This window comes from Streptomyces sp. NPDC057136, assembly GCF_042670885.1.
Taxonomy (GTDB): domain Bacteria; phylum Actinomycetota; class Actinomycetes; order Streptomycetales; family Streptomycetaceae; genus Streptomyces.
This window is the reverse complement of record NZ_JBHUUV010000003.1, coordinates 243,157-260,305: the sequence shown is the minus strand read 5'-3', so window position 1 is coordinate 260,305 and position 17,149 is coordinate 243,157. Positions and strand designations below refer to the sequence as shown.

Sequence of the window (17,149 nt, the reverse complement as noted above, 5' to 3'; positions counted from 1 at the left end):
AGGTCCTTGACCCGCCTGCGGTCTACCAGGGGTGATTACGAGGCTTGCGCAGCCAGAATCCGTGCGGCTCTTCACCTGAGGACGGCTTCAGCCACGGGCGGAGCTCGTCCACCTCGTCCGGCACCGACTCGTGCACAAAGCGCTCATCCAACGCTGCCAGCAGAGTGGACAGCTCCGCTTGAGTCTCCTCAGTCAGTGTTCCCATGGCAAGCTGCAGTTGATCGCGTGCATCCAGATCATTGATGTAAGCGCTGATCGGGTACTGCCCCGGTAGTTGCCAGTCGGACTCCATCCTCCGCACAAGATGCTCCCATGCCGAGAACAGGCTCCTGACGGAATACACCGGATCTGTAATCTTCTCGCGAAGTCTGGGCGCAACCCGAGCTCGCTCGATTTCCAATCGGCGGGCATCGCACCGAGAGACGCTGTTGATCACCGACGGAGTGATCCTGGACCATGTCTCGCCTGTGTTCGGTGCCTCCGCCGACCCCTGCCAAGATTTCGAACTTTCGTTCATTGCACTACTCCTGGAGTTGGCGCATGTTCAGGTCAACAAAATCTGCTCCAGAACCATGCGCTCATCGTCCGCGACGCGGAGCTTCGCAATGCGTCGCCCGAGCACATCGTAGGTGTATCACCACTTCTGGCCGTCAGGGGTGGTGACCGAGCTCAGACGATCTTCGGCGTGACGTAACGAAGGCGATGTATTCGTGCTCCTCTTCGAAGATCACGAGCATCTTTTCCCCGTCCTCCGAAATGATTGTGAGGTCTCGCCCGATCGCCTCCAGCAGACTCTCCGGCCAGTTCGGAGAAAGGCAACGGAACTTCAGCCAGGGGAAGTTTTGCAACCCTGTATGAGTGATCAGGGTTTCCGGGAATCCATGGTCTTCAGCTACAGATTTCACCCAAATGGCTAGATCGTGAAGCGACTCGGTAGTGAACGTGTAGTCGGGCGGAGTGGTTGACCGTGTAAACCGGGAAAATTCAGTAGCTACCCAATCGGGGATTTCTCCGGGATCCACAAAGTTCAGGAATGTGTCGTTCGGAAGAGCGTGTTCAATTTCATCCCTCTCCTTTTTTTCTTTTGCGAGTAGGATCTTTTTTCTCAATGCTTCGCTCACTTACTCACCTTACTGTCCTGTGTAATACATGTGGTGTTTTTCTCCGACCTGCTGGTATCTTTCGCCCATCATGTCTACATTGTGGCCGCCCCCGCCCTTGGGTTGTCCGGCATGAAAATGAGGGTAGGGGGCATGGGGGTCAGCTGTATGCTCGGCGATTACTCGCGTGCCCTGAGGTGTTTCATATTGATAGTAGCGTCCATGTGCGCCCGCGTTCTTCGGATCGTATACGTAGTTGCTCGCCCGATGGCGCTGTGTTGCATCGCCGCCGACCTCCCATTGTTTCACCGGCTGTTGACTGTTGGGAATGCCCGCTCTCTCCCGTGCTGCGTTGAATGCTTCAGCGCGTTTGTCGAAGAATTTGTTGCACGGTGCGAGCCCGTATGGGTCGCTCCAGGTGTGAGGGTTCTGTACATAGGTGGACGGGTTGGGGGCGGGTGCTAGGCCAAGTGGGTCTGTTGAAAGGTATCTGGCAGTTTCGGGGTCGTAATAGCGGTGGAGGTTGTAGTGCAGGCCAGTTTCAGTATCAAAATACTGACCGGGGAATCGGAGGGGTGTGTACGCCTTACTGTTTTTTTCCCAGGCGGTCGTGCCCCATACAGTGTTACGTGTGTGCCAGGCTATTTCGCCAAATTCATCAATCAGTTCGCAGGGTGTCCCGATCAGATCCGTGACGATACTGAAGAAACGTCCATCGATCTCGTTTCCGGAGGCGTCAAGAATGCGTTCTGCCTGAGCCATGGGGTGGAGTCCGTCATGATCCCAGGTGAGCGCGACAGCGCGGGAGTGCACCGCGTTGTTCGTTACTTGTTCGCACAGGTTCGCGCCGTCCCAGGCGAATGTCGTCTCTTCCAGTACACGTCGGCCGTCATCCGCAAGGCGGCGCTTGAATGCCCGGCGGCCCAGCGGGTCGTACCCGTAGCGCCAAACCTCGCCACTGGGTGTGGTGACCGAGGTCAGGCGATCGTGTGGATCCCACCCGTACTGCCAGGTCTCGGACTTGCCGGAGAGAGAGAGTTTCTGGCGTAGTACGACTCTTCCCTGCCCGTCGTGCTTGTAACGGAAGTTACCCGCGCGACGTATCCGCGTGCCGACATAGCTGCGCGTGCCGATGGACTCGTGCTGGGGATGCGAGGAGGGCCAGGCTGCCTCGACTTGGTTGCCGGCCGCATCGTACGCATACTGCTCGGTCCAGTTGGGGGCTCGAACCTCAGTTATTCGGCCTACCGGATCGAGCGAGATGCTCTTGAAGCCGGAGATGTGGTCACGTACTCCGATGAGGTTGGCGTCTGGGCGGTACGAAAAGAAGCGGTGCCGAAGATTACGACCCCGAGTCGTCACCTGCTGCTCGATCAGTCGCCCCACCGAGTCACGTGCCTGGTTAATTGTGAGCATTTCACCGAGTCGACGGTTGATCTCGCGTCCGGCAGCGTCATATTCGAATAGGAGTGTGCGGCCGGAGGTGGTGAACTCACTCCGTCGACCCGCCGCATCATATTTCCACCGGCTGATTGCTCCGCTCGGTGTCGTTCGCCCGATTTGCCGCCCGAGCGCGTCGTAATCGTACTCGACCGTCCGGCCGTCTACGGTCTCGGATTTCAGGCGCCCGTAGCGGTCACGCAATCGTGTCAGCGTGACGTCGGAATCGGTCGCTACTGCCAGCTCGTCGAAGATATCGTATTCGTAAGTTGTTACAGAGCCCATGGACTCCTTGCGGAGTGTTTGACCCAGTGCGTTTCGTTCGAATTCTGTTTTCTGGCCCAACCCATTGGACATGCCGCTCAAATGGCCGCTGGCGGTATACGTATAGGTGAGTGACCTGCCGTCGAAATCAGTTTCCGATAGTAGCTTCCCTGTCGGGTAGTAGGTGTATCGCCACGTCAGCCCTTGTGGGTTTTTAACTTGAACAAGGCGTAGGTTCGTATCGTGACTGAACTCATGCCGTATACCGTCAGGGCCGGATCGGGCGATCATCAGGTCGAAGTCTGAGTACTCGAAGACAGATATGCTACCCAGGGCATCGGTATGCGTGAGGCAGTTACCCTCTCCGTCGTACGTCCAAGCTTGGGTGCTGCCATCCGCCTCCTTTCGGCGGGCGAGATTTCCTTCGATCGTCCACTCGAAGACAGTGGCTTCTCCGAGCGGATCGGTGACGAGCCGCAGGCGACCAAATCCGTCGTGATCGCACGAAGTCGTTCCACCCGCAGGATCCGTCGTCTCTATCGGGATGCCCGCCGTGTTGCAGCGTATGAAGGAGCTGTGGCCCAGGGCGTCGGTCAGAGATACGAGGTGCCCGTTCTGGTCGTAACGGTAGTGCGTCGTTGCGCCAGTGGGATCAGTGACCGATGCGCGGTTGCCGCGCTCGTCGTATGTCTGTCGGGTGACTGTTCCGTCCGTGCTTCTGATGCGTACGGGTAGACCAAGGTTGTTGTAATCAACCACCAGTTCCCGTCCGTCGGGTCGCACCACCGAGGTGAGGTGACCGTTCTCGTCGTATACGGACTGTGTGACGTGACCCAGTGGGTCGGTGACGGCGAGCGGTCGGTGGTAGCGGTCGTACTCGAAGCGGGTGACCGCTCCGAGAGCGTCGATCTCGGCGACGACCTGGGAGCGGTCGTTGATCACATAGCGCGCGGTGTGGTCCATGCCGTCCGTCATGGACGTCATGCGCAGGCCGGTCTCGGGGTCGGTGTCGTCCCAGGTGAAGTGGGCTTCGAGGTGTCCGTTCGTGCCGGTCTGGTACACGCAGCGGTCGTGTTCGTCGTAGACGTACTCGTACCGACTGCCGTTGGTGTCCGTCCACGCGGTGATGCGGCCCAGCTCGTCGCAATCGAAACGCAGTGGTACGCCCGAGGAGTTGGTGACCGCTGTGAGGTGGCCGTTGGTGTAGCCGTAGCGGAGGATCTCCTGGTCGGTGCCGTCCGGTGCAGCGCCTGCCAGGTGCAGGGCGGTGACCCTGCCATCGCTCGTGGTGAGCTTCAGGTGGTAGCCGCCGTGGTGCACGATCGACGCCGGAGCACCCGTCTCGTCGTACTCGAAGGTGATCCAGCGGCCGTTGCGGTCGTCGATCTGAGCCAGAAGCGCCAGCTCCCCGCTGGGATGGTCGACGAAGTGCCGGACCCGGCCGGTCTCCGGGTCGGTGACCGTATAGCCGTCGCTCACCCGGTCCAGAGGCCAGCGCCGGCCATGCGTTGGCATGACAGGAACGCCGGGCGCGGGATGCGGATAGGCGAGCAGACTGCCTTCGTCGCAGCTGAACACCACTCCCTCCGCGTCGATCTCCAACCGCTGGTCGACCGTGCTCGACCAACCGGATCCGAACCAGCGGCCTGCTCGGTAGGAGGAATCAAATACACGCCCGAAGACAAGAGGCAGCGACCCGGGCAGCACGATGTCCGTCTGCGGGAGCAGCATGCGACCGGTCGCGACGTCGACGGGGTCTCCGGCGCACTTGACTTCGCTGCACTTCTTGGCGTTGGAGTCGGGGTTGTTCTCGTGTCCGTGCCGGTTCTTGCCCTTCGGGCTGTCGGCCAGGTCCTTCATCCCGGCCCGCAGGCCGCCCTTGAGCAGACCGCCGCCCTTGGTGCCGACGAGCTCAGGTATGAGTCGGCCGATGAATTCGGAGGGGTCGCCCTTGGCGGCGTCCCAGGCGTTCTTGAGTGCCCGGTCGGGGTTGGCGGCGGTGGAGACGAGGCCGGAGAGCGTCATGTTGACGCCCTTGTAGTACTCGGCCGGGTGGGTCAGGTTGTACGGATCCTGCGGATTGACCGAGCGGACGAAGTTCACCAAACCCGCGGTGCCCTTGATGACACCGCCACCAAGGTGGGCCAGCTCGATGCCCTGGCCCACGCCGTAGTCGACAAGCTCCTGTTTCGCCCGGTCCAGGCCGGTGGGCTCCTTCGGAGCATGGGCCATGGCAGCGGTGACCGCACCCTTGGCCGCTTCGGCAGCCTCGTTGCGCGCTCGCCGGGCACCTTCGAGGATCTCCTGTGCGTGCTGCCGTTTGACCGTGCTCGGATCGGAGAACTCCCCCGGATGCGGTAGCGGGTGATCGGTGTTGCGGACGGCGTCGTAGGCTGCCGCCTTCTTCCGGAACGCGGCAGCAGCCGTCTCGTAGTCCTGCTTGCCCTCCTTGTAGAGAGCGATCGCCTCCCGGGCCTTGCCCTGCGCGCCGGTGACCGTCCCGGCATACGTCTCCAGCGCGGCGGCCGCGTCCTCGAACGCGGCCGCCGCCCGCAGCCAGTCAGTGGGCAGGGTCTGGAACTTCTCCCGGAAGGTATCGGCGGCCACGCCCTTCCAGTGACCGGAGTCGAGCCGTTTCATCCCGCCGCCCACGAGATCGAACGCCTTCTGGAAGTCCCGCAGGTTCTTCACCGCCGCGGCGATCTTCTCCGGCCTGCCGTGGATCAGCTCGTTCGCTTCCTCACTCTGCCCGAGCTGCTGCTCCCCGACCTCCGCACCCAGCGAGGACGCGGTCTTATCACCCCAGTCCTCGACCGAGTCCGCCCACGAGTCGGCACCGACCTTCTCCAGACCGGAGCCGAGCACATCGGTGCCCTTGTCGATGCCCTCGCCAACGAGCGCCTTGCCCTTGTCGACAAGATTGCCGGCCCCGTCGTAAAGGTCCCCGCCGAGCTTTCCCCAGTCCACCATCAGCGACTCTCCCCCCACCGCGGCTGCTCGGCCTGATCGATCGTCGCCTGCGACGGATCGAGCTGCTCCTTGAGCTGTTCATCCGCCGCCGCCCGCACCCCCGGGTCGATCAGACCGCTGCGCTCCATCGAGTCGAGCGCGGCGTCCTCAACGTCGTAGGCGGTGTTCTGCCAGTTCTGCTGAACCTCGCCGTGGGCCTCGATCATCGACTCCGCGCTGTAGTCCGGATTGTCGTAAGCGGACTGACTGCTGATCGTGTCCCAGCTCATCTTCTTGACGTCGTCCTCGGACAGGTGCGGATTCCCGTTCAGGGAGTTCACACCGACCTTGAACGAGTCCTTGATGTACTGCTCCTGCTCCGCGAAGGAACCCGCCGACAGCCCGACCGCGAGCGCGAAGCCGTTCCCCTTCTGCGTCAGGGCCCGCACACCCCACTCCCAGCGGTCGCAGAACGTCTGGAACTCCGACGCCAGCCCGCCGTGCCCCAACTCCAGCCCCGACAACGCAAGATCGGAGAACCCTCGGCCCGTAGATGCCTGGCCGATCATGCCAAGATCCTTCAACTCGGCATGCGCCAGATCGATCCCCTTCGCGATCGCAGCCAACGCCTCCGGCGGCACATCAAGATCAGGACGCTCCCCGCTCACTGCATCCCCCCGAGATCCACCGCAACCGCATCCGGCACGATCCCCGCCACCGGCGGAAACAACATCCCGCCGTCCCCACTACCGGCGTCCAGTGCCACTCCCGCAGGGCCCGGCAGCATAGGCACCGTCACATCAAGCAACCGCGCGCCCAGAACGGTCTGATAGGTCCACTCCCGCCCGGCATCCCCACGAGCCCGCGCGAACCGGGCCACCGCTTCTTCGTCAGAGAACGCGCAGATCCAGCGAACCCCGTTCTGTTCCGCCGACCACAGGTCACCATGGGCATCCAGCGGCACCAACACGGCCGTACGCCTGAACTCGCCCAGCAACACAGCAAACTCATGCCGGGCAGCCGCCATCGGATCACCGTCCGGCGGCATGGCCGGAGTCGGGTCCGGTGCCTCACGCTGCGCGGAAGACGCCTCGTCAGCAGGCCAGTCGGCCAAGTCTGCGATCTTTGAACGCGGGGCAGACGGCTCTGCTGGATGATTCCCGATATCGAACACGCGTCGAATGCTGTCACGGCACGCTTCTCAGAAGCAACGCATGAAAAGTGGCCAGCCAGTCGTCGAGAGGAGCGCCGCGCACTTGGGCGCAGAACGGGACCGGTAGCGAGGAGGGCTCTGCCTCTGGGGGCCGGGTGGCTCTTCATTCGGCGGTCACTGAAACCGGAAAGGCTCAAAAGGTCGGCCTGAATGGGCCGCTGGCATGATGGTGCCGTTCTGATCTCGACGGGCAGCTCGGTGAGGTCCACCCACTTGCGCAGAATGCATGATGTGGCGTCGAGCAGCTTCTGCCGGTACCAAGGCAACCTCCGGACGCCCCAGCTATGCGGGCGCGGGCAGGCAGGTAGCTGCCGCCTATTCCCCGCCCGAGCGACTCAGATCAGGTCGCTGACGAACGTGCACCAGGCTTCGCGGCCGAAGGCGATGAACGGGCCGGCGGGGCGCTTGCTGTCGCGGACGGGGACGAGGTGGGGGAGGTTTTGACCCACTTCGACGCACTCTCCCTGCCCACCGCTGTAGCTACTCGTGCGCCACTCAGGTCCGGCTAGGTCCTGCAGGTCTGGCGTGCTGTGGAGTGCGCTGGCCATGCTCTACTCCCTCGGCGCAGGGTTGGATGGCTACAGGTTGTCGAAGTCTCCAACCGTCATGCCCGACTTGAAGGCACGCCACTCGCCGGGGGTGAAGCAGAGGTGCGGGCCGGACGGGTTCTTCGAGTCGCGGACTGCAACGCCGCCGCCGGGGAGGGGGGCCAGCTCGAAGCACTCGCCGTTGTTGGCCGTGAAGCTGCTCTTCTGCCACGACAGCGTGGAGGCATCGATCGAGTAGAGGTCTGCCTTCTCCATGAGTCAGTCATCCTTGTTTCTGGTACGTGCGATGATGTCGCGGCTCTCGTCCGGAGAGAGTGCCGCATCCATGAGGCTGCGGAAGAGGCGATGCAGGCGCCGCAGGTCTCGGGGGTCGTCCATCGTCAAACTACCAGCGACCGACTCGCCGAAGGCCACGTCGGGCACGTCCTCGTCTGAGAACTGCAGGATTCTGAACGCGCCGATCTGGGCGGCATCTTCGCCTTTCGTGTACGGAACGACTCGGAGCTCGACGCTTTCGTGCGCGGAGATCTCCAGCAGGTAGTCCAGCTGCTCCTGATGCGTGCGCTTGCCTCCCACCTGGAAGTCCAAGGCGGCTTGCGTGATGACGTAGCGGCACTCCAGTGGTGCTGCTGTCTCCAGCAGGCAGTGCCGCTGTCGCAGGCCACGTACCTCGACGAGCGCATCGATCTGATCCGGTCCGAGCGAGGTGAAGCCCACGCCGGTGACTGCCTGTGCGTAAGCCTCTGTTTGCAACAGGCCCGGCAGGATGCCGACTTGATACTCATGAACGGTTGAGGCCGCTGCTTCGAATCCGAGGAACCGTTCGTACTGCGCGCTGATTACGTCGTTGTACGGGGACCACCATGGTGGGCGCCGCTCGCGCGTGGCTGCGTGCAGTTCAGCGAGTTCGTCGCGCTGGGCGGCAGGTACCTCATAGAGGTCCATGAGCTTGGCGAAGTGGGCCTGGGAGCACACTCGTTTGCCGTTCTCAATGCGGCTGATCAGTGAGAGATCGCAGGCCAGAGACGCGGCGACCTCCGCGAGAGTGAGCTGGTCGGCTTCGTTGCGCAGGCGACGCAGGGTTCGGCCGAAAGTGACGCGGGACATGAGCAAGGTGCTGCTGTTGCCGGAGATGACTTCCCCCTGGGTGTGCGAACGAGCCGCTTAGGCCGTTCAGTTGGCGGCAATCGTGGACGGAAATGAGTCGGGAGCGATCAATTCCTATCTGCGTTGTCAATTGACAGGCAGGTGACTTGACGATGCCTGGCAGAGGGTCCGTTTAGCTTCTGTGACGTACCGCACTCGAGCGAAAGCCGAGAGTGGTTGCGTCCGTTCGGTCGCGCGGGACACGTGCGACGACTGATGGACGAGCGAGCGCTGGCCTCTCATCTTGGGGCGCGGACTGCTCGCGGAATCGGCGGGTGCTGTGATGGGCGAACCGTACGAAACGAACTTCAGGCTCGCGCTGCCGCAGCAGCGTTCCCCGGGCGCGGGCGGTGCTGCGGGCCAAGCTCGGGGAGTGGCGTGCCGGTCGCGGCGCCGCAGAGGACGGCGAGTTGGTGCTCTCGGAGCTGGTGACCAACGCGCTGTGCGTACCCGCGCCGGGAGATCGGCTGGTGGGCGTGCGCATTGCATGCAGGGAGAGGGGCGAACTCCTGCGGCTGGAGGTGAGTGACGCGGGGGAGGGCCGGCCGGAGGTGCAGCGGCCCGGTGAGATGGACGCGGCCGGGCGTGGGCTGCTGCTTGTGGAAGCCCTGGCCCATCGCTGGGGCGTGGACGAACGCCTGGCCGGGATCGGCAAGACCGTCTGGGCGGAGCTGCTGGCCCCCGGTGTCGACCCCGCTCCGCCGGAAGTGGAGATCGCGGCGGTCACCGTCCGCCCCGGCCAATGCGTACGCGCTTGGGGCGCTTGGCGCATGGTCCAGACAGTCCGGAGTGAGCGGTACGCGTCGAGAGGGCTCGCCGTCGTCATCGCCCTGGACGACGGTGGTCCGGCACTTCGCCTGCATGCGGCGGAACCGGTGACTGTGCGGACCGGTGGGCCGGTGGCCGCGTCGTGAGGGGGTTGTGGAAGAGGTTCCGTCAGCGCAACGTGCGCCGCGCCGGGCCACGCTTCACCGGCACCTTGACGCAGGTGACCGACGGCCGGCTGGTCGTGATCAGCCGGGCCGGTGAGCCGGTACCGCAGGTGCTGCCGCCACCGCCGAAGGTGCTGCGCGCCGGTCGCGGCTCGCTCCGGGGCCGTATCCGCATCCCCGCCAACTTCGACGACCCGCCTGCCACCATCGCCGAAGCTTTCGGGGTGCGTTGATGCGACTTCTGCTCGACGCCAGGGTGGTCATGTGGTGGCTGGACGACTCACCGGAACTGTCACTGAAGGTCAAGGACTTGCTGGACACCGAGCCTGGTGTCCACGTCAGCGCCGTGTCACCGTGGGAGATCACCACCAAGCAGTTTCTCGGCACGTTCGAAGGTCCGGGAGATCTGGCCGAGCAGGTGCGTGACGTCCAGTTCGGCAGCCTGCCCATCACCGCCGCCCACGGGGTGCGGGCCGGTCGGCTGCCGATGCTGCACACGGATCCCTTCGACCGGATGCTGATCGCACAGGCGCAGGCCGAAGGGATGGTGCTGGTCACCAGGAACACGTGGATACCGCAGACGACGTACAGGTCATGCGGGTCTGACCCGCCGCTACTCGGGTGAGGTGTAGCGCCGCTTGCCGTCCACCGTGGCGTATCCGTCAGGCAGGGAATCGCCGACCTCCTTCATTGCGGAAGGGATGGAGCGTGATCCGCTACGAAGACTCCGCAAAACGGCGCGCCGCGTTGGTTCACGCGGACGTCGGCGCCCCTTCCTGGCCGATCGTGTCCAGCAGCAGCTTCGCGGCCACCGTCGCACCGTCCGTGCGGATCGTGTCGGCCAGGGCCACCGCTCGTGCGCAGGTCTCGGAGGTCAGGGCCGTCTTGAGCGCGGCCGACAGGGACTCGACGGTCGGGGTCGGGCCGTCGTGTGCCGCGCCGATGCCCAGGTCGGTCACCCGGGCGGCCCAGTACGGCTGGTCCGCTCCCTGGGGTACCACCACATGTGGCGCGCCGGCCCGGGTGGCGGTCGTCGTGGTGCCCGCGCTGCCGTGGTGGACGACGGCGGCCGCCCGGCGGAACAGTGCCTGATGGTTGACCTCGCCGACGGCGAAGCAGTCGTCCTGGTCGTCGATCAGGGCCAGGTCGGCCCAGCCGTGGGAGACGACTGTGCGGCGGCCCTGTGCGCGGATCGCCTCGATGGCCACCCGGGCGACGTCCTTCGGGGCGCTCATGGGCGTGCTGCCGAAGCCCACGTACACCGGTGGTGTGCCGGCGTCCAGGAACGCCACCAACTCGGTGGGGAGCGGGCGTTCGTCCGGCAGGATCCACGCGCCGGTCTGCACCACGTCGAGATCCGCCGTCGGCTGCCACGGGGACAGGACCGGGTCCGTGGCCAGCCACGGCTGGTCGGTGAAGGCGTAGTCGCGGATGTTGTCCACGGGTGGCAGGCCGATCGACTCCCGCTGGGTGTTGAGCAGCTCGCCGAACATCGCGTTCGCGATCTGGGCGTCCAGGTCCCACAGCGCGCGGTTGTCGGTCGCGCCCAGTGGCAACGGCCGGCCCCGCCGCGCGGGCGGTCGGCGGTACGGGGACGGCAGGCTGACCGGCTGGTGGCTCACGTGCACATAGCGGATGCCCAGCTTCTCGGCCACCGATCGCGCGCCGGCTGTGACCGGCAACGGGCCGGTCGCCACCAGCGCATCACATCCCTCGGCCGCCGCGGCGACCGTGTCGAACTGAGCGGCCATCAACTCGGCCGCACGCTGCGCCAGGCCCACCGCAGAACCCGGCGTCACCGAGGTCACCAGCGGGCGCACCGGTCGGCCGGTCGGCACCAGCGGTAGACCGGCCTCGGCCAACCGCTTCGCGAACTCCTCGTCCGGCGGCGCGCACACCCGCACCTCCGCGCCGAGTTCCAGCAACCGCACCGCGAGTCCCGCTATCGGTTCGACGCTCCCGCGCGCCCCGTACGTCGACAACACCACACGCATTTCGTGACTCCCCTGTCCGCACGTGTCTGCTTCAGCCGCCGATTCTGCCGCACGCGCCGTGCCCGCTGATCGTTCACCGTCCTCTACGGCGGTACCGTCGGTCCTGAAGGGTCTTCCACGGTGGGCAAGGTGGTTGGGTGTGCTGTACATCGCGTTTCTGCGTGGCCTGAACGTTCCCGGCCGCTCGGTGAAGATGGAGTATCTCCGCGGGCTGTTCACGGAGATGGGCTTCGCGTCGGTCCGCAGCTACATCCAGACCGGGAACGTCTTCTTCGAATCCGACGAGGACGACCGGGACGTACTGGGCGAGATCATTCGTACGGGTCTGGGCGACGCCCTTGGTTACGAGGTCGCCGTCTGCCTGCGTACCGTTCCCGAGCTGGAGGCGCTCCTCGCACTCGACCCGTTCAAGGACGTCACCGTCACCGATGACATGCGTTGCTGCGTCGTGTTCACCACCGAGCGGATCGATCCGGCACTGGAATTGCCGCTGATGTCGCCGAAGAAGGACATCGAGATCATCCGCACCGCGCCGTACGAGGCGTTCGTGGTCTGGCATCTGATCAACGGCAGGGCGCCGAACGCCAAGGGCTTCCAGGAACGGGTGCTCGGGCGGGATGCGACGACCCGGTTCTTCCACACCGTCGGCAAGATCCTCGCCGCGGCGAAGAAGGGCTGACGCCGGACTCGGAAAGGCTGACGCCGGACTCGGAAAGGCTGACGCCGGACTCGGAAAGACTGACGCCGGACTCAGGAAAGGCTGACGCCGGGCTCAGCCGGCCGGCAGTGGTTCGCCCATGAAGGCGGCGAGGCGGCGCATGCCTGGGGCGCACGAGCGGTGCAGTTCCTCGGTCTGCTCGGGGGAGAGCGCGGCGGAGGCGCCCGTCCGGCCCGCGTCCACCCGTCCGGCCACCCGGGCCGCCCAGGCCGCCGGTTCCGGGATGCCGGTGAACCGGCCGAAGCGGGTGAGTTCCGGGACCGGGTCGGCCACGATCCGGTCGTAGGAGATGTGCAGGAGCCGGTCCTCGGGGAGCCCGACGAGGTGTTTGACCGCGCCGGTGCTGTACGACCACATTGTCCCGAACCGCTCCAGCGGAAGGTCGGCGTTCGCGAGCGCCGAGGCGTCCAGGGTGTCCGGCGCGAACATGCGCAGGTCCTCAGGGAGGCGCTGGGCGTGGTCCGGGTCATGGACCGCGTACGGGTCCACCCCCAGAATCTTGCGCATCTCCCTGATCTGCACCGCGAGCCGGAATATGGGGTGCCGGCTCATGGACACCGCGCAGTCGGGGCCGTGCCGGTACATATGGACGAAGCGGGCCTCGGGGAAGTACGTGAGGATATCGGGCAGGAAGCGCTGCGCGGCCCCCGAGCGCTCGATCACGACCTCGCGGCCGAGGAACGAGGCCCACCAGGCGAAGAGCCGTACGTACTGACGGGGGAGCGGGGCCGCCGGCCAGCCGGTCACCTCGTCCCGGATGCTGTCGAGCAGCGCATCCGGATCGTCGGTGAGCGGGGGCAGCGTCATCACCGAGAGGGCGGGTACGTCCCCGGCGGCATAGCGGCCGGAACCGAGCGGGTAGCGGTACTCGGGGACCCTGACGCCCTTGCGCATCAGTGTGTTGGGCTTCAGCCGCGGTGCGCTGAGCAGGTCCCAGAACGCCGGGCCGTCCAGGTCGCCTCCCGTAAACCCCCACGGGTCCAGGCAGGCGAAGAACTCGCTGAGGCTGAGCACCTCGCGGTGTTCGTTCACGAGATCCGAGAGCATGGTCGAACCGCAACGGCCGGTGCCCAGGACGATGGTGAGTGGCGCCACCTTTTCGCTCCTTCCGTCGGCGGAGAGATTTCACGCGCGCAGGGAGATCGTCTTTCCCCTTTCTCTTCTGATTCTCTTCTTTGGCTCTATTGAAGAAGTTCCTTTCAATTAACGGCGGTTGACAGGGATTGGGCGTTGACTGGTGCTTGTGGCCGTCCTTAGGATTCCGAGCTCCGAGGGAAAGAGTCCGATGGTGAATCCGATGGTGAATCAGACGTCGCAGGCCAACGAATCCATAGCGTGTTCCAAGGACGACGACGGAGTCCTCCTCGCGGAATTCACGGGCGCGCACGAGCAGAATCCCTTCAGCCGGGCCCGGATGCGGGAACTCACCGCGCTGATGCGGGACATCGACGCGGACGACAAGGTGCGGTGCGTCCTGCTGTACGGCGGTCCCGGGCGTTCCTTCGGTGTCGGCGGGGACTTCAACGAGGTCTCGATGTTCACCGGCGGCGACGAGGTGAACGACTGGATCGACGACATCACCGATCTGTACGCGACGATCGCGGGGATCTCCAAGCCGGTCGTCGCGGCGATCGACGGTTTCGCCATCGGAGTCGGCCTCCAGATCGCCCTGTGTTGCGACTACCGGGTGGGCAGTGAGAACGCCCGGCTCGTGATGCCGGAGCTGAAGGTGGGTATCGCCTGCAACTTCGGCGGCTTCATGCTGCGGTACACCGTCGGCACCACCGTCATGCAGCGGATGCTCTACACCTGCGAGGAGTGGCCCGCCGACCGGGCGCTGGCCGACGGACTGCTCCACGAGGTGCAGCCCGTGGACAACACGCTGGGCCGCGCCCTGGAACTGTCCCGCACCCTGGCGCGCTACACCCCGGAGGCGGTGCAGGGCACCCGCCCGCGCGTCAACGCCCCGTTCGTGGAAGGGCTGGAGCGCCTCCGCGCCGAGGCCAAGGACTCGCACCGCAAAGCGTTCGCCGCGGGCGAGGCGCAGGTCCGGATGCGCCGGATCATCGGCCGGAGTTGAGTGAAGGGTCCGTGGGGGCGGGCCGGGCGGCCCGCCCCCACGGTCTACGGACTACGGTCTACGGCGTGACCGTGCGGCGGAAGTCGTCGAAGCGGGCCTCCACCTGCCAGCCAAGACGCCGGTAGAGGGCCAGCGCGGGGGTGTTGGCCATGTCGACGGTCAGGACCATCGCCGTACGCCCCCGGCGCCGTGACGCGTGCATCACCGACAGCAGCAGCAGGCTGCCCAGGCCCCGTTGCCGGGTCTGCGGCACGACACCGATCTGCCGTACGTACGCCGCGTTGCGGCTGTCCAGCATGCGATCGGTGATGTTGGCGAAACCGACAGCCGTGCCGTCCGCCTCCAGGAGCGCGCACTGCGCCGGATCGACGCCCGGGTCCGTCCGCCACCACTCCAGCCAGGTGTCGAACCCGTCCTCGCTCTTGCCGGCCTCCTCGGCGGCGAAGGCCCTGTTCTTCACGGCGTGGAACGTACGCAGGTCCTGCTCGCCGTCGAGCGGACGTACCGCCGTGCCCGGCACGCGAGGCACCTGCGGGAGCTCGTCGTCCAGCGTGACCGCCATGCGGTAGTACGGGTGCGGGGAGCCGAAACCGCGTGAGTGCAGGGCGGCACGGGCGGCCTTCTCGCCCTCGGAGACGAAGCAGGACAGCTCGCCCTCGCCCCCGGCCGGAAGATCGCCCCCGGCCAGGAGCTCGCCGCAGCGCTGCTCGGCGAAGTCCAGCAGCCGCGCCCCGTCGTCGGCGGTGGCGTCCGGCCCGAGCACCAGCTCCGCCGTCCACCCCGAGATCCCCGACGCGCTGCTCAGCCACACCGCGCCCACGGGGCTGCCGTCGGTGCCCGGCAGCAGCCGGGCGTCAGTCCGGGCGTCCACGCCAGGAGCGGTCAGCCGGCCCGTGATCCAGGCGCGTGTCGTCTCAACCCTGCCCAGCGCGGCGAGATCCCGGTCGCGGACGAGCTGCCAGACGGCGTCCGTATGGGCGCGCGGATCGAGGGGGATGAGGGCGGGTGTCTCGCGCGCCCGTTGGCTGAGGGCCGTCATCGGGCCGCGCCCGCGCCGCCCTTGTCCCGCCGGGGGAGCGAGTAGACGTAGCTGACCGCCCGGCGCTCGTCCTCGGTGCGGTTGGGGGCCGAGGTGTGCGCCGTGAAGCCGCCGAACAGCACCGCGGAACCGGCGCGCCGGGGGAGCGTCACCGGGGTCAGCTCCGGCCAGAGCCTGTCGATGTCGAGCGTGGGTTCACGTGGCGAGGCGAAGAGGTCGTCCTGATTGATGCCGTCCGGCTTGTACGCGATCCGCTCGCGGTGCGAGCCGGGCAGGAACTGCAGACAGCCGTTGTCCTCGCGGGCGTCGTCCACCGCGATCCAGATGGTGTAGACGTCCTCGTACTTCTCGTAGAACTCCTCCTTGAGGAAGAGTGCGTCCTGATGCCACGGCTTCTCCGAGCCGACCTCCGAGGGCTTCGCCCACAGGAAGGTGTTGTAGAAGTCGCCCGCGACACCGTGCAGCGGCCGGACCACGCCCTCGTTGAGGTTGATCAGCTCCGGGATCGCGGCCAGTTCGGGCGAGTGTTCATGGGCCATGCCCACGACCCGTACCTTGCCCGGAATGCATTCCTTGCCGGCGGCGCGCGCGGCCCATCCGCCGCCCTCGCCGTCCGACTCCAGCTGCCATCCGAAGGTGCTGTAGCGCATGTCCTCGGTCCGCCGGATCAGATCCGAGCAGCCGCGGCGCATCAGGTCGAGGGCTGGTTCGGGCACCAGGTCGTCGAGCTGGATGACGCCGCGCTCCTCCAGTTCGCCGGCGAGGTCTGCGATCGACTGGCTGAGGGGCATGGCTCCACCTTTCTGTACGCGCACGCGCACGCGCGGCCACGGACAGGGGCACGGGCGCGGGCATGCGGCGTCAAGAACTCTGTGTGACTCGACTATGTGCAAGCCGCTGCTGCACGGGCAACGGAACGGCCGCGGACGGTTCGGGGCAGGCCCCAAATGGCATAGGGGGCACGGGGCTTGGTGGCCCCTATGGTGGGTGAGGTGGGCTGCTGTCCAGGGGCTGGAGGATTCGCATGGCGGGATCGGAGACCGCGTCCGTCTCGGCGCTGATCGTGGACTGGGGCGGCGTACTGACGCAGTCGTTCAACGAGGCGGTCGCGGTGTGGGCCGCCGTCGAGGGCGTGGCCGCCGGGGAGTTCGACGCGGTCCTGGGGCGGTTGCTCGGGCCCGACGCGGTGCCGGACGGCGGGCCCAATCCATTCCACCGGGTCGAGCGGGGCGAGCTGCCCGTGGCGGACTTCGAGTCCGCGCTCGCCGCGCTCCTGCGACGCACCGACGGGACGCCCGTGCCGGCGGCCGGCCTGGTGCAGCGCATGTTCGCGCCCTTCGCCATGGACCCGGTCATGACGGGGCTGCTGCGCCGGGTGCGGGGTGCCGGGGTCCCCGTGGCGCTGCTGTCCAACTCCTGGGGCCATCGGTACGACCGTGAGGGCTGGGACGAGCTGTTCGACGCGGTGGTGATCTCCTGCGAGGTGGGGATGCGCAAGCCGGAACCGGAGATCTTCCGGCACACCGCCCGTCTGCTGGACCGCCGGCCCGAGGAGTGCGTGTTCGTGGACGACCTGGGCCGCAACGTGCGCGCCGCGTCCGCCCTGGGGATGGCCACCGTCCACCACCGTACGGCGGCGGATACCGAGGATGCCCTGATTGTCGCTTTGTCCTCAATCTCCCCCATAGCCTTAATGGCATGGGAGGGGCCCCCTCGACGGGCTTGA

Annotated in this window: 18 protein-coding genes; 6 read left to right on the top strand and 12 right to left on the bottom strand. The window is 66.0% G+C overall.

Features of this window, described 5'->3' with window-relative positions; translation table 11 throughout:
* Positions 1 to 22: 22 nt before the first annotated feature.
* The 8 genes from ACFT7S_RS05540 to ACFT7S_RS05505 form a co-directional block, all read right to left on the bottom strand.
* On the bottom strand, positions 23 to 436 hold the full coding sequence (locus ACFT7S_RS05540; RefSeq protein WP_382727335.1) for a hypothetical protein: 414 nt from the start codon (positions 434 to 436) through the stop codon (positions 23 to 25).
* A gap of 214 nt (positions 437 to 650) precedes the next feature.
* Positions 651 to 1,121 (bottom strand): hypothetical protein, encoded by a 471-nt coding sequence (locus ACFT7S_RS05535; RefSeq protein WP_382727333.1) that lies wholly within the window; start codon positions 1,119 to 1,121, stop codon positions 651 to 653.
* 9 nt (positions 1,122 to 1,130) lie between these two features.
* A complete protein-coding gene (locus ACFT7S_RS05530; protein ID WP_382727331.1) occupies positions 1,131 to 5,774 on the bottom strand; it encodes a putative T7SS-secreted protein in 4,644 nt (1,547 codons plus the stop codon).
* Positions 5,774 to 6,421 carry a hypothetical protein gene (locus ACFT7S_RS05525; protein WP_382727328.1) on the bottom strand — a complete coding sequence of 216 codons (648 nt, stop codon included), beginning with the start codon at positions 6,419 to 6,421 and terminating at the stop codon, positions 5,774 to 5,776. The genes ACFT7S_RS05530 and ACFT7S_RS05525 overlap by 1 nt, the downstream gene beginning before the upstream one ends.
* Positions 6,418 to 6,801, bottom strand: a complete 384-nt coding sequence (locus ACFT7S_RS05520) for an SseB family protein (RefSeq protein WP_382727683.1) — start codon at positions 6,799 to 6,801, stop codon at positions 6,418 to 6,420. Before ACFT7S_RS05520 ends, ACFT7S_RS05525 begins: the two co-directional genes overlap by 4 nt.
* Positions 6,802 to 7,301: 500 nt before the next feature.
* On the bottom strand, positions 7,302 to 7,514 hold the full coding sequence (locus ACFT7S_RS05515) for a DUF397 domain-containing protein (protein ID WP_382727326.1): 213 nt from the start codon (positions 7,512 to 7,514) through the stop codon (positions 7,302 to 7,304).
* Between the two features lie 30 nt (positions 7,515 to 7,544).
* Positions 7,545 to 7,769 (bottom strand): DUF397 domain-containing protein, encoded by a 225-nt coding sequence (locus ACFT7S_RS05510; RefSeq protein ID WP_382727323.1) that lies wholly within the window; start codon positions 7,767 to 7,769, stop codon positions 7,545 to 7,547.
* Between the two features lie 3 nt (positions 7,770 to 7,772).
* Complete coding sequence (locus ACFT7S_RS05505) at positions 7,773 to 8,621, bottom strand: helix-turn-helix domain-containing protein (protein WP_382727320.1); 849 nt, start codon at positions 8,619 to 8,621, stop codon at positions 7,773 to 7,775.
* 389 nt (positions 8,622 to 9,010) lie between these two features.
* Between ACFT7S_RS05505 and ACFT7S_RS05500 the strand changes: the two genes are divergently transcribed.
* The 3 genes from ACFT7S_RS05500 to ACFT7S_RS05490 all read left to right on the top strand — a co-directional run bounded on the left by ACFT7S_RS05500 (position 9,011) and on the right by ACFT7S_RS05490 (position 10,217).
* The gene (locus ACFT7S_RS05500; protein WP_382727318.1) at positions 9,011 to 9,574 is read left to right on the top strand and encodes an ATP-binding protein; all 564 of its coding nucleotides are present in this window, start codon (positions 9,011 to 9,013) and stop codon (positions 9,572 to 9,574) included.
* Between the two features lie 74 nt (positions 9,575 to 9,648).
* A complete protein-coding gene (locus tag ACFT7S_RS05495) occupies positions 9,649 to 9,825 on the top strand; it encodes a hypothetical protein (RefSeq protein WP_382727315.1) in 177 nt (58 codons plus the stop codon).
* Entirely contained in the window at positions 9,825 to 10,217 is a 393-nt protein-coding gene (locus tag ACFT7S_RS05490) for a type II toxin-antitoxin system VapC family toxin (RefSeq protein ID WP_382727313.1), read from the top strand. Before ACFT7S_RS05495 ends, ACFT7S_RS05490 begins: the two co-directional genes overlap by 1 nt.
* A 127-nt stretch (positions 10,218 to 10,344) precedes the next feature.
* Here the strand turns inward: ACFT7S_RS05490 and ACFT7S_RS05485 are convergent, their stop codons facing one another.
* Positions 10,345 to 11,586 (bottom strand): glycosyltransferase, encoded by a 1,242-nt coding sequence (locus tag ACFT7S_RS05485; protein ID WP_382727310.1) that lies wholly within the window; start codon positions 11,584 to 11,586, stop codon positions 10,345 to 10,347.
* Between the two features lie 139 nt (positions 11,587 to 11,725).
* Between ACFT7S_RS05485 and ACFT7S_RS05480 the strand changes: the two genes are divergently transcribed.
* Positions 11,726 to 12,265 carry a DUF1697 domain-containing protein gene (locus ACFT7S_RS05480; RefSeq protein ID WP_382727308.1) on the top strand — a complete coding sequence of 180 codons (540 nt, stop codon included), beginning with the start codon at positions 11,726 to 11,728 and terminating at the stop codon, positions 12,263 to 12,265.
* A 93-nt stretch (positions 12,266 to 12,358) separates the two neighbouring features.
* Here the strand turns inward: ACFT7S_RS05480 and ACFT7S_RS05475 are convergent, their stop codons facing one another.
* Positions 12,359 to 13,399, bottom strand: coding sequence for a hypothetical protein (locus ACFT7S_RS05475; protein WP_382727305.1), 1,041 nt, complete (start codon positions 13,397 to 13,399; stop codon positions 12,359 to 12,361).
* A gap of 202 nt (positions 13,400 to 13,601) precedes the next feature.
* Between ACFT7S_RS05475 and ACFT7S_RS05470 the strand changes: the two genes are divergently transcribed.
* The gene (locus ACFT7S_RS05470) at positions 13,602 to 14,384 is read left to right on the top strand and encodes an enoyl-CoA hydratase/isomerase family protein (RefSeq protein ID WP_382727303.1); all 783 of its coding nucleotides are present in this window, start codon (positions 13,602 to 13,604) and stop codon (positions 14,382 to 14,384) included.
* 58 nt (positions 14,385 to 14,442) lie between these two features.
* On the opposite strand, the gene ACFT7S_RS05465 is transcribed toward ACFT7S_RS05470, so the two are convergent.
* Complete coding sequence (locus ACFT7S_RS05465) at positions 14,443 to 15,423, bottom strand: GNAT family N-acetyltransferase (RefSeq protein ID WP_382727300.1); 981 nt, start codon at positions 15,421 to 15,423, stop codon at positions 14,443 to 14,445.
* Entirely contained in the window at positions 15,420 to 16,214 is a 795-nt protein-coding gene (locus ACFT7S_RS05460; RefSeq protein WP_382727298.1) for a phytanoyl-CoA dioxygenase family protein, read from the bottom strand. The genes ACFT7S_RS05465 and ACFT7S_RS05460 overlap by 4 nt, the downstream gene beginning before the upstream one ends.
* A 233-nt stretch (positions 16,215 to 16,447) precedes the next feature.
* Between ACFT7S_RS05460 and ACFT7S_RS05455 the strand changes: the two genes are divergently transcribed.
* Positions 16,448 to 17,149 carry an HAD family hydrolase gene (locus ACFT7S_RS05455; protein ID WP_382727295.1) on the top strand — a complete coding sequence of 234 codons (702 nt, stop codon included), beginning with the start codon at positions 16,448 to 16,450 and terminating at the stop codon, positions 17,147 to 17,149.